8 protein-coding genes are annotated in these 12808 nt (G+C 65.4%); all 8 read left to right on the top strand.

The genetic code is table 11. The annotated features are described in order from the left end of the window. The 8 genes from ACFRAU_RS09305 to ACFRAU_RS09270 all read left to right on the top strand — a co-directional run bounded on the left by ACFRAU_RS09305 (position 1) and on the right by ACFRAU_RS09270 (position 12781). Positions 1–1530: a dihydrolipoamide acetyltransferase family protein gene (locus ACFRAU_RS09305; RefSeq protein ID WP_377999674.1), complete on the top strand. Its 1530-nt coding sequence runs from the start codon at positions 1–3 to the stop codon at positions 1528–1530. A 359-nt stretch (positions 1531–1889) separates the two neighbouring features. Continuing rightward, positions 1890–2705, top strand: a complete 816-nt coding sequence (locus ACFRAU_RS09300; RefSeq protein ID WP_377999673.1) for an MBL fold metallo-hydrolase — start codon at positions 1890–1892, stop codon at positions 2703–2705. An 807-nt stretch (positions 2706–3512) separates the two neighbouring features. Continuing rightward, on the top strand, positions 3513–3674 hold the full coding sequence (locus ACFRAU_RS09295) for a hypothetical protein (RefSeq protein ID WP_377999672.1): 162 nt from the start codon (positions 3513–3515) through the stop codon (positions 3672–3674). Between the two features lie 286 nt (positions 3675–3960). Continuing rightward, the gene (locus ACFRAU_RS09290) at positions 3961–5223 is read left to right on the top strand and encodes a MinD/ParA family protein (protein WP_377999671.1); all 1263 of its coding nucleotides are present in this window, start codon (positions 3961–3963) and stop codon (positions 5221–5223) included. A 627-nt stretch (positions 5224–5850) separates the two neighbouring features. After that, complete coding sequence (locus ACFRAU_RS09285; RefSeq protein WP_377999670.1) at positions 5851–6576, top strand: SGNH/GDSL hydrolase family protein; 726 nt, start codon at positions 5851–5853, stop codon at positions 6574–6576. Positions 6577–7056: 480 nt separating this feature from the next. Next, a complete protein-coding gene (locus tag ACFRAU_RS09280; protein ID WP_377999725.1) occupies positions 7057–8205 on the top strand; it encodes an acyltransferase family protein in 1149 nt (382 codons plus the stop codon). Positions 8206–9098: 893 nt separating this feature from the next. Continuing rightward, positions 9099–10256, top strand: coding sequence for an alkaline phosphatase family protein (locus tag ACFRAU_RS09275; RefSeq protein WP_377999669.1), 1158 nt, complete (start codon positions 9099–9101; stop codon positions 10254–10256). Positions 10257–10576: 320 nt separating this feature from the next. Next, entirely contained in the window at positions 10577–12781 is a 2205-nt protein-coding gene (locus tag ACFRAU_RS09270) for a S8 family serine peptidase (protein ID WP_377999668.1), read from the top strand. The last annotated feature ends 27 nt before the right edge of the window (positions 12782–12808 follow it).

Here is a 12808-nt window from a genome sequence, read left to right as displayed (position 1 = left end):
ATGAGCGAAATCAAAGTATTCCTCCTCCCTGACTTGGGCGAAGGCCTAACCGAAGCCGAACTTCTGAACTGGCTCGTGGCCGTCGGTGACGAGATCCGAGTGGACCAGCCTATCGCTGAAGTAGAGACAGCCAAGTCCGTAGTAGAGGTCCCGTCTCCGTACGCCGGCACCGTAGCCGAGCTGCACGGAGAGCCAGGCCAGACACTGGACGTCGGGAAGCCATTAATCTCGGTGACCCCGTTGGGATCAGAGGTTGAGCTTGTCGAAACCGAGCCTACTGAAGCCAAGCCCGCAGAAACCAAGGCTGAAGCAATCGCGGCGGCCAAAACCTACCGCACGGAAGAAAAAGCAGGCTCCGGCAACGTCCTCATCGGATACGGAACGCCCGGCGGCACTACAACCGTCCGCCGAACTCGCCTCCGACGTGCCTCCTCGATGTCTTCCGATTCAACCGCCGGCGCGACGTCAGTCGAGCCTGTCGCGATACCGCGAACAGAAACGAAAGACGAAAGCGCCAAGCTGACGACGCACGCAGATGATCTTCTTCTCCAGCGCACCCGGGTCCCCGGCAAACTAGGCGCTGTCATCTCACCGCTGGTGCGTCGTATGGCCAAGGAACACGGTGTCGATCTCGGGCACGTCCATGGCTCGGGCGAAAGCGGACTAATCATGCGCCGCGACGTTGAAGCGGCAATCACGAAGCCGACCAAGGTTGAGCCCCTTGAAACCGAGCACAGGCAGTTGGTTGCACCCGTCGAAACCCGGGTCTCGACGGGGCTGACCAGCGGCGGGGTCGATGCCCGAACCGGTCTGGGCATCACCAGCCGCACTCCGGTCCGTGGTGTCCGCAAAGCAGTGGCGGCCAACATGGCCCGCAGCCGGGCCGAGATTCCGGAGGCGACGGTCTGGGTCGACGTGGACGCGACCGCGCTCCTGGAGCTGAGGGCTGAGCTCAAGAAGGCGGGTCCACACTCCACTCCGGGTCTGCTCGCGTTCATCGCCCGCATTGTCACCGCAGGCTTGAAGAGATACCCCGAGCTGAATACTAGGTTCGTTACGGCGGAAGACACGTCGGGAGGGGAGTCGCAGGAGATTCTGTCATTCCACGGGGTCAACCTCGGGGTTGCTGCCCAGACCGAGCGCGGTCTGGTCGTTCCCTCCGTCCGCAACGCTGACAAGCTCACCGCCCGGGAACTGGACGCAGAGATCAAGCGGTTGACCGCCGTCGCGCGTGACGGGAAGGCGACGCCGGCTGAACTCGGCAGCGGAACGTTCACGCTGAACAACTATGGCGTGTTCGGCGTTGATGGGTCAGCCGCGATCATCAATTACCCTGAAGTGGCGATCCTGGGCGTCGGCCGGATCATCGACAAGCCGTGGGTGGTCGACGGTGCACTCGCCGTCCGCAAAGTGACGGAACTTACCCTGACATTCGATCACCGTGTGTGTGATGGCGGAACGGCAGCTGGGTTCCTACGCTTTGTGGCCGACGCCTTCGAATCCCCAACTTCCTTACTGGCCGACTTGTAGGCGGAAGCTGCCCGTATTCTTTTTCTGGACCTTCGCCGTCGCTTATCCAGTCCGGCGGCGAAGGTCGGCACGTCCTAAGACGTTGTGTCCGAATGATCACTGCAGCGGACAGAGGCCACCAGACCGCCGCCGTCGTCGCAGTACGAAGTGACGTGGTTGGTGATCGCGTTGCAGGTGTCGCAGTAGTGCCTGTGCTGTTTTGTCCCCATGTGCAGATCATACCCAGCAAGGCATTTCTAATAAGTAAACTTAGGCGGGCTGTCCCCGGGCCCGCAAAGCAATTGCCAGTTGTTCCCAAGCCAGATGGATAGAATCGAGGCCTGAAGACCGCAGATGCTCCCCAGATGTACGGAGAAGAAATGTCACGATGGCTCGACGTCGGCACAGACAACTATGTGCTGGTAACTGAAAGTTCCAAGCTCAACACCGGCCTCATCGTGGGGACCGAACGGGCCATGGTGATCGATACCGGCTGCGGGCCGCGGCAGGGCAAGGAAATCCTACACGCCATCCGCGAGAAGACGCGCCTTCCCCTTGTTGTGGTCAACACTCACGCCCACTACGATCACTTCTTCGGCAACGCCGTGTTCGCTGAGGCCGGCGTCGAGGAGTTCTGGGCGCATGAAAACTGCGCCGAGGAGATCGGCGACAACGGCGACGCCCAGCGCAGCGAGGTCACGGACCTCGAACCCGATATGGCCGCCGGCGAAGGCGAGAACGTGGAGTTGGTCGTACCCAATGCGATTGTCCGCGACCAGCCTGTACTCGTTGACCTCGGCGGGCAGACCGTTACCCTCTTCTATCTGGGCCGCGGCCATACCGACGGTGATCTCTTGGTAGGAACCACCACGAGCCTGTTCGCCGGCGACCTCGTGGAGCAGGGATCGCACCCCTCATTCGAGGACTCCTACCCCGAAGAGTGGGCTGACGCCCTGCGGCACCTCTCAGCCCTCCGTCACCGCTACGAATTCTTGGTTCCCGGGCATGGGGAGCCCTGCAGCGACCGCTTCGTCAAGACCATGGCGGACACTATGACCACGGCCGTCCGGCAGGCGCGGCAGTCCATCCGGGATACCCCGGCAGACGCCACCAAGGCCATTCCGGTGCTGCCCTATGGGCCGGAGCAGTCCCGCTGGTTCATCAAGCGGCTGCAGGAGACCCGGCCGCAACACTAGACCGAGTAGTCCTTGCTTCCCGGGTACCCACTGCTGGGAAAGACAGGTAGTGGTTACGCTATTGGCAGCCTGCGGACCCTCCTAGGTTTGATCCATGAAGACCGGAATCAGCGCAGCCGTCCGCCGCTTCATCAGGCAAAACCTCGTGGCCGATGACCCGTTCCCAGAGCGTTCCTGGCTGGATCGCCAAGACATGCCGCGCGTGGAGCAACCCACGGCGTCGGCCGTAGCTGGCCTGCCCGTGGAGCCCCTGAAACCGCTTGCCGGCCGCCATGACGGGCACGGCCAACACCCGCAGCGGTTGCGGTGGCGGACCCGCAGCTACGGTGCCCCCACTCGCCGGGGGGGACGGCAGCTGACCTCCCCTGGCCTTGGCGCTGCGCGTTCCTTGAGCAATTCTTGAGGATAGCCTGAGCTTTCCTTGAGCATACGTACCTAGCATCGCTGGCGTGAGGACATATGGGGGAGCTCGGTACGTTAGGGGATCACGGAGGGAGCTGCGCGGCCGCCAGCTTCGTGCGGTGTCCTACATCGGGCTTGTAGCCCTGGCGGTGACGACTGTCGTGGTGGTGTTGCTGGCCCTACGGTGATAAGTGTCCTTCCGGGCAAGGTTTAATTCGCCGCTCAACAACTGAATAATTGGCTGATTCTGTGCAGTGGGCGTGTCCGATTGGACAGCGCCCTTAACTGCTAAGTAGGCTGGCCAACGATCCAAATGGGGGATCCACTCACCAGCCACATAGTCGTGCCCAGAGCGCTGCTGCTCCGGAAGCGTCGAACGTGCTGCCGTTTCCGGAGGTCTCAACCGTGGCTTTCACCGATTTTGTTCTTGCGTTGTCTGGCCTTCTTGGCAGCTTCTTCCTTCCCTTCGCGGGGCTGTACTGGATGCTGCGCGTCAAGCGCCGCGGCGTTGCAACCGCCGCCGCTGCAGTCACCGCACGAGCCGTGGGCTCTGGGCCGGTGAAGTAGGCGTGCCGTACATCGACATCAACCCTCACCGCGGCCGCCCCAAGTGGTGGAGCTACGTCGCGTTGGGAATCCTTTTGGTGGTCACCGTGGCCGTGGTGGCCACCGCTCTGATGCGGGGCTGAATTCATCGTTTCAGATGCCCGAAATGGCCTTCGCGGCGGGCGATTAGCGTGGTTGGCAAGGCTGCTGACCAATCCGGGCTCCGCTAGCATCTAGAATGGCTATTTGAACCAGACCGATTGACCACCGCAGCGGGACGCCGCTGCGAGTCCCGGGGGGACCGAACATGCCTAGACCAGCGGAAAACCGATTAGCCGAGGCCGGCACCGACGAGGAGCAGCCCGAGCTCCGCCGCCGCCGCTCCCGCCGTCGCAACGACGACGGCTCCGAAGCCTGGACAGGAACCTTCCCCGCCGTGACACCTGAATCCACCGCACCGCCGCTTCCCGTCCGCAGTTCCTCCTGGGCGGAGGCGGCGGCCGTGGCCGACTCACTCAGCGATGCCCCTCCCGCACCTGCTGCGCCGCCGACGCCGCTCCGCCGCCCGGCGGGAGCCCCACCGTCACGCGTTCCCGAAACCGGTGAGGAACCCGAAACCCGGGTGGAACCTGAGATTGCGGAAGCAGACGCTACCGCGCTGCCGACGTCGTTCGTCCGGGAGCAAAAGCCCCGTCCGAAGAAGGGCTTCCGTGGGTTCCTGTACCGGGCCACCGGCGGCTCCTGGAACCTGGGCCCGAGCCCGCACGAGCGCGCGGAGGACGAGTTGGCCCGCAGGATCTCGCGCCAGCTGCAGGGCAGCTTCAACACTGCCGTCCTCAGCCTCAAGGGCGGCATAGGCAAGACTTCCACCACTGTGGGCGTCGGCCTGACCCTAGCCGAGTTCCGCGGCGACCCGCCCTGCGCCATCGACGCCAATCCGGACTCCGGCGACCTGGTGGAGCGTGCGCTGGGTGAGGGCATTTATCAGCAGGCTACGCCTCGGACCATCACGGACCTCCTCGGGAACATCGACTCGATCGATTCGCTCACCGAGCTGTCCCGGTACATGCACCACTCAGGCCGGCTGCACCTCATTGCCGGCGAGCAGGACCCGGAGGTGTCCGACTCGCTCACCGCGGCGGAATACCTGCGGATCCGCAAACTCATCTCCAGCTACTACTCCGTGGCGCTGACCGACTGCGGCACTGGGGTGACCCACAACGCTATGAGCGGCATCCTGCAGTCGGCGGACAACCTGATCATCGCAGCGGGATACGCGGTGAGCGGCGCCAAACGTGCCCGCAGCACCTTGCAGTGGCTAGCTGGCCATGGCTATGAGGAGCTGGCCCGTAACGCGATCGTGGTGATCACTGACAAGGACGAAGTGTCCTCCCGCGTGGACAAGGACGCCATCGAGGAGCACCTGGCCGGAATGTGCCGCGAGCTCATCGCGGTGCCGCACGACAGGGGAGTGGCGGACGGTGACTTGGTGACCTTGGACCACCTGAAGCCGGAAACGCGGCGGGCATATAAGGAGATTGCTGCCGCCATTGTGGACGGTTACCGGTAAGGTGCGGTCACGCGCGGAATGACTTGACGGCACCGTCATCATAGTCAGCTGGGTGATCCGAAGCGGCCTGTTGGATCACAAAAGATGGCGACCGTCGCAATGCTTGAGCAACGCTCTTTCGCCTCCGCGGGACCTGGAAGCGGTCATTTCTTGCCGCACTCGGATCGGTGGCGCTGATCTCTGGATGGGGCAGGCCCAACGGCCCAGCCGAACAACACCCTACAGCGCCCCGCCATTCAGCAGCGCCATGCAATGGATGACCCATGTTATGCAGAGCTTGTTGCCAGTGGGTGCCGACGCCTTTCCGACGTCATGACATGCTGTGGCCGGTCTAGAAGTTTCTGGTATGGTTCCGGGAGCCGACTACCAGGGTCAGTTCAACCTCGCCAAGCAAAGGCTTGCGACCCGAACATCACGGACGAGGGCCCAGCCTTCATCCGGCTCATTGATCTGTTCAACGCTCAGGGGCGGGATTGGTGCGTGTAGCGATTGCTTACTGCTACCCGGAGTGCCTGGACGCAGCCTAGAGCTGTGTGGGAGAGGAGTAGCCCACATGAACAAGGACCCTGAGCCCACTCTACGAGCGCGTAAACTGTTGGCAACCACTTCGGATCTTTGGGGGACTTCTTGCGCCGTAAACTGACTGCCGCCGTTCTGGCCGCCGGCATTGCCCTGTCGGCAGGGTGCGCGCAGACTCCGCCGCCAGTTTCTGGCAAGGTGCAGGAATACTACGACGAGAATATTGCCAACGCCAAGGCCACGCTCGCACCTGCGGCCGCCCCTGCCCAGAAGGTCGTATTTCTTGGGGACTCCTACACGTTTGGTTCGGGTGCATCCTCCATGCAGTTGCGATGGTCGTCCATAGTTGCCCGCAACTTGTCGTGGGGTGAGATTAACATCGGCGTCGGCGACACAGGCTACTCTAACCCTGGAACCAACGCTGGCGGCACTACTTACGACGAACGGGTGGCCAAAGTGGTCGCGTCCAAGCCTGCCATCGTGGTTGTCAGCGGCGGCCGCTACGACGTTGTGCAGCGGGACGCGCAGGTGCTGGTGAACGCCGTGGCGACCACATTCAAGGACATCCGGAGGGCCCTCCCGAAGGCGAGGATCGTTGCGCTTTCACCGGTCTGGGATGCCTCTGCGCCGCCAGCTGAACTCGCCGCTGTGGCTGAGGACGTGCGGTCAGCCGTGGGATCAGTGGGCGGTACCTACATCGACGTTGGGCAGCCACTCATGCAGCACCCGGAAGCGATCAGCGCTGACGGAGTGCATCCCAATGATGCCGGCCATAAACTGCTGGCTGATGCCACGGTGAAGGCATTGACCAAGGCTGGAATCGAAGCCGGTTAGAAGCCGGGACGTATGCGAGGACCCGGGACGCTCCGGGCCCGCCTTCGCTCCCAATGATTCAGCCGAGCCGTCGCCAAGCACAGCCCCACGGAAGAATGTCCGCGCAAACACCATGCGTGCTGCGGACAGCAAAAAGTTCGATGACAGCGACCCGGAGCAGCTGCTAGTCCCACTACGCGGCGACATTCCTTCGGCGGCGCCGCTTGCGACTTGCGCCCAAAGCCGGAAGCGTCAAACGCGAGGCGTGCCTCGAATCCGACGGGTGCCGTATCGATGACGGTGTTCGCGGACAGATTTGTCGGTTCTTAGGTTCCCGTGTGCGTCGGTATGGCCATTGCTGTGCCCCAACGGTCGTCGTCCGCCTAACTTAGTCTTCCCACTGGAGTGCCCACGGCACTAGTGCGACGCGTTACCATTTTGTGATATTCCCCTTCCTCGTGGGTAGACTGGACCGTTCCCCGTCGTCCCACTCAAGGAGAACTGAACATTTCACCCGCCCGCCTGGATTCACTGACTGGATTGCGGTTTATAGCCGCCATGCTCGTGGTTTTGTACCACGCTGCGGTGACGCTGGTGCCCGAGATGTATCCGCTCGTGTCCATGGGACAGACCGGCGTGACGTTCTTCTTCATGTTGTCCGGGTTCGTGCTCGCCTGGTCCATGAATCCGAGCACGACCAAACGCCAGTTCTACTGGCGCCGGTTCGCCCGGATCTGGCCGCTGCACGCGCTCACGGCGATTGCCGCCGTCGTCCTTGCCCTCATCACACAGGGTGACCAGTCCGTGCCCCGGTTCCTGGCCTCCCTGTTCCTTGTTCAGGCCTGGCTCGGCGACCAGCACTGGGTCTACGCCTACAACGGGGTGTCCTGGTCGCTCTCCTGTGAAGCGTTCTTCTATGCGGTGTTCCCGCTCCTGGCGGTACGGCTGTCACGCCTCGAGCCGGGGAAGCTCTTCCGCGCCGCCGCAGCAGTCTTCGCCTCTGCCGTCGCGCTCGTCGCCGTCCTTCTGGCGTTCGTCCCGGGCTTCGACTGGGGCGCCCTGTTCTACACGTTCCCCGCGTTCCGGATCGCCGAGTTCATTGTGGGTGTCTGCCTGGCCATCGCCATGAAGAAAGGCTGGAAGCCCAGATTCGGCGTGGGCACCGGCGCCGCTGCGGCCATCGGCTCCTTCGTCATTCTCGAAGTGGTTGACGGCATCGCGCCGTGGCATACCGCCGGGCCGCTGGCGGGCGCTCTCTGCATTCCAGGGTACGCACTCCTGATTGCGGCGTATGCGGACCGTGACCGCTGCGGCGGCCGCCCCACCTTCGCCAGCGCCCCGGCCATGGTGAAACTGGGCGAGTGGTCCTTCGCCCTGTACCTGGTCCACGAGCTGGTGCTGCGGACAGCGCTGGAACTCGGCCCGGAGAGCCTTGCCCAGCGGGCCGCGTTCGCCGCCGTCGGAATTGCCATTGCCATCCCGCTGGCCGGCGCCGCCTACACCTTTATCGAGCGTCCGGTTGAGGCCCGGCTCCGGAACCGGGGCACCCGCCGCGGGCCCGTGGCGGACACGCCACAGCCCGAGGTTACGGGCACCTTCACGGAGCCGCAGACGCAGCCGGCTACCGCTGGGGCAACTGCACGAGGGTGACCGTTCCTTCAACGGCCCCGCTGTGGATGTACGCCCTTTGACCGGAGGGTTCAAAGACGATCGGGCTTCCCATGAATCCGACGGGCGCGGTCCCTACGAAAGTGTTCGACGCCAGGTCAGTGACGTGGAGGATGCCGCCGGCGCTGCGTATTCCAGCCGGCCGGAATGTTCGCTATGGTCCGTCCCGTCCGCACATCCAGGAGCACGGCCCAACAGGCACGCCGTTCACGGCCAGGTACAGGACGGTTTCTGCCGCTTTGAGAACAAACTGCGACGGCCCCGACGGGACGTTCAGGGCTCTTGACCACGGAGGATTTAACCAATGATGCGACGCCATTGAGGACGACATCATAGTGCTGTTTTCGACGTTGCTGGGGCGGACCTCGTGTCCAAATCTTGATCCAACACGCTGCATTCCTTCTGGGAGGTGCCCAGCTCGTGCCGGTAGTGTCGCCGGAACACAACTGGAAGGTGTGGCCGCGATGACTATCCCCGAATATGCATCAGCACTGGCAGTAATGCTTGGATCATTGGTTGCAGCAAGCGGTCTCTCCGCCGTGATTATCCGGTCCAGGTCCAGACACTAACCGCCGCACGCGGGCAGACGGCATGGTCGCTCCCGGGAAGCCGCCAAGCTTTCCGGGGTCGACCGAACCGTCGGAGGTGGATGCTCCATCCCGATCAACGTGGCGAACGCGTGGCCCAGAAGATCATCGCCAATGATTCGGCGCGGCTTCTGCCAACAGTTTCTTACCGGATATTGAAAACGATGCTGGGAATCACTGTTCAGGGAGGCCTATGCTGGTGCCAGCCGTCGGGGCCTCTGAACTCCGAAGATTCCCGATGCGGTGTTTGCCGACGACTGCCGGACGGGTCCGTGAGAGAAGGACACGATGGGCTGGAAGGTCAGGCGAAGGCTGCGCGGAGGTACCCGCCGCGGTGCCCAGTGGCTCGCACTTGCCGTCGCCGTAGCAGTGTCAAGCGGGACCAGCCAGCCGCCACCGCCGCCGCAGAACGAACCAGCTCCCGTCATCACGGCCGCTCCGGCCGTCGCGGCGGCTGTGCCGGATGCAACTGCGGCGACCCGGGCAGCGAGGCCCGGCCACGTCTTTGTGATCAACCTCGAGAACAGGGGATATGGCACGGTCTGGGGTCCGGCGTCGAAAGCCCCTTATCTATCCAAGTTTCTGCGCGCCCGGGGTGTCCTGCTGTCCCAGTACTACGCGATCGCCCACCATTCGTTGCCGAACTATCTGGCGCAGATTTCCGGGCAGCCACCGAACGCGAAGACCCGTGCCGACTGCGGGACCTATGCGCGGTTCAGGCCCGCCGGTCCTCCGTACCGCGGCGTCCTCAGGGGCGCCGGTTGCCTCTACCCCCGCTCTGTTCCCACAGTTGCCGGGCAGCTGACTGCGGCCAGGAAGAGCTGGAAGGGGTACATGGAGGACATGCGCATCCCGTGCCGGCATCCGCGGCCCGGCGGCAAGGACGGGAGCCAGGGGGCCAGACGCGGTGACCAGTACGCGACGCGGCACAACCCCTTCGTGTATTTCGAAGGGATCACTGCCTCGCCGGACTGCCGGCGGCGGGTGGTTGATTTCCGGGCACTGGCCGTTGATCTGCGGTCAGCGGCGACGACGCCGAACCTCTCCTACATCACGCCCAACCTGTGCAACGACGGCCACGACAGCCCGTGCGTCGACCGGCGACCCGGCGGCCTGGCCACCGCGGACGCCTGGCTCCGGCGGCTGGTGCCGGCCATTCTGCGTTCCCCTGCGTTCCGGCACGACGGGGTCCTGGTCATCACGTTCGACGAAGCCGAAGGGCGATCGGCCGGCCCTCCCGGCAGGCCCGGAGGGACTGCAGGGGGACGGGTGGGTGCACTGGTGCTCTCGCCTTTTGTCAGGGGCGGCACAACCTCCAACCGCTTCTACAACCACTACAGCCTGTTGGCCAGCATCGAGGACATCTTCCGGGTGCCCCGCCTCGGTGTTGCCCGCGGCGCGGGAGTGAACAGCTTCGGACCCGACGTCTTCAACGCCCCGCGCTGACGTTCTCTTCCGCGTTGGCGCCGAACGGACCTCCCACGTGGGGGATAGGCGGTCAAGATATCCCCAAGGTGGCGCCGCTAGCGTGTATTCATGGAAGACCCATGTTCGTCGGTGACGCCGCCCTAAACCGGCCGCATATCCATGCCCCTGGGAGAACCGGGTGGCCACGCTGCGCCTGCACAACTATTTCGGGATGGCCGGCCCCCTGATACCGTGCCCGAGGTCACTGCCGCTAGACTCGTCCTGAACGCGGCGGGGGCCGCGCCTCATAACTGCGTCCCGGCACCAGCGGCTGAGCGGCGCCGCACAGGATGGTCTCGATGTCTCTAACGCGCCGAACACGCTTCTCTGCCGCCGTCATGTCCGCCGGCATCGCCGGCCTGGTGGCATCGGCCCTCATTGTGCCCTCCGCTTCAGCGGCCGACGGCGACCCCCACCTGCCGTCCATCCCGCGCCGGCCGTCCGTGTCCACCCCGCCCACGGACCAGTTCATCGTCAAGTTCAAGGACCCGGCCCGGTCCGGCACTGCGCTCCGCGCGCAGTCCTTCGGCCGCGCCGCCGCCAAGCTCGGCGCCACCGCGAAGGACGTCCGCGCCACCGCCAGCGGCGCCCGCGTGGTCCGCACCAGCAAGGAACTGGGCGATGGCGACGCCGAGAAAATGCTCGCCTCGCTGCGCGCCGATCCCGCCGTGGCCTACGCCGAGCCGGACGTGAAGCTGCAGGCCAAATTCGCGGAACCGAACGACCAGTTCTTCCCCTGGCAGTGGAACCTGTCCGCGGAAACCGGCGGCATCCGCGCTACCCGCGCCTGGGACGTCACCCAGGGCGCCGGCCAGGTGGTGGCCGTCATCGATACGGGCAAGACCAGCCACGTGGACCTGAACGCGAACATGCTCCCCGGCTACGACATGATTGCCGACGCCGGGGACGCCCGAGACGGCGACGGCCGCGACCCCGACGCCACGGACGAGGGCGACTGGTCCACCCCGGGCCAGTGCGCCGAAGGCTCGGCGGAAATGTCGTCCTCCTGGCACGGCACGCACGTGGCCGGCATCATCGCCGCCGTGGCCAACAACAACCGCGAAGGCATCGCCGGCATCGCGCCGAAGGCCAAGATCCTGCCCGTCCGCGTGCTCGGTCCCTGCGGCGGCCAGCTCTCCGACATCGCCGACGCCATCGTCTGGGCCTCCGGCGGCGCGGTGGACGGCGTGCCGGCCAACCCGAACCCCGCGCGCGTGATCAACCTCAGCCTCGGCGGCACGGAAGCCTGCTCGCAGACGTTCCAGACCGCCATCGACACCGCCACCGCCCGCGGCTCGGTGGTGGTGGCGGCGGCCGGCAACGAGATGGCGCAGGCCTCCACGTCCAGCCCGGCCAACTGCAAGAACGTCATCGCCGTTGCGGCCAGCGGCCGCACCGGCGCCCTGGCGCCGTACTCAAACTTCGGATCCGCCGTCGACATCACCGCCCCCGGCGGTGACATGACGCCCACCAACGCCGCCGAGCCGGACAGCGGCGTCCAGAACGGCATCCTCTCCACCCTGAACGACGGCCCCCAGACCTTCGGCACGGAAGCCTACTTCTTTGCCGAAGGCACGTCCGCCGCGGCACCGCACGTGTCCGCCGCGGCCGCGCTGCTCATGGCCCAGATGGGCCCGACGGCGACCCCCGCCGCCGTCGAAGCCCGCCTCAAGCGCACCGCACGGCCCATGACCGGCGGCTGCCCGCAGGGCTGCGGCGCCGGCCGGCTGGACGCCGCCGGCGCGGTGCTGCACTTCAGCACGGTCCTCGCCGCGGGCGACTTCACCGGCGACGGCAAGGCCGACGTCCTGGCGCGGGAGAACTCCGGCTTCCTGTGGCTGTACCCGGGCAACGGCCGCGGCGGCTGGCTTGCCCGCAAGCAGGTGGGCTCCGGCTGGAACGGCTTCACCACCCTCGTGGCCCCCGGCGACTTCAACGGCGACCGGCGCGCGGACGTTCTGGCCCGCGACACCACGGGCGCCCTCTGGCTCTACCCGGGCAACGGCAGTGGCGGCTGGCTGCCCCGCGTCAAGGTGGGCTCGGGCTGGAACGGATTTAACGCCATCACCGGTGCCGGCGACATCAACGGCGACGGCAAAGCGGACGTCCTGGCCCGCGACACCACCGGCGCCCTCTGGCTGTACCCCGGCAACGGCCGCGGCGGCTGGCTCGCCCGGACCAAGGTGGGCGCGGGCTGGAACTCCATGACCGCCGTCGTCGGCCCCGGTGACATCACCGGCGACCGCAAGGCGGACCTGCTGGCGCGCGACGCCGCCGGCGTCCTGTACCGCTACCCCAACAACGGCCGCGGCGGGTTCGGCGGCAAGGTCCCGGTGGGCTCCGGCTGGAACTCCATGACCACCATCACGGGCCGCGGCGACTACAACGGCGACGCCAAGACGGACGTCCTGGCCGTGGACACCAACGGTGCGCTGTGGCTGTACTGGGGCAATGGGGTAGGCGGATTCTCCGGCCGGTCGGCTGCCGGCAGCGGCTGGGGCTAACCCACCAAGCGCGAACGCACACTTAAG

This window comes from Arthrobacter sp. NPDC056691, assembly GCF_042791415.1.
In the GTDB taxonomy this organism is placed as follows: domain Bacteria; phylum Actinomycetota; class Actinomycetes; order Actinomycetales; family Micrococcaceae; genus Arthrobacter.
This window is presented reverse-complemented; position numbering and strand designations above follow the sequence as displayed.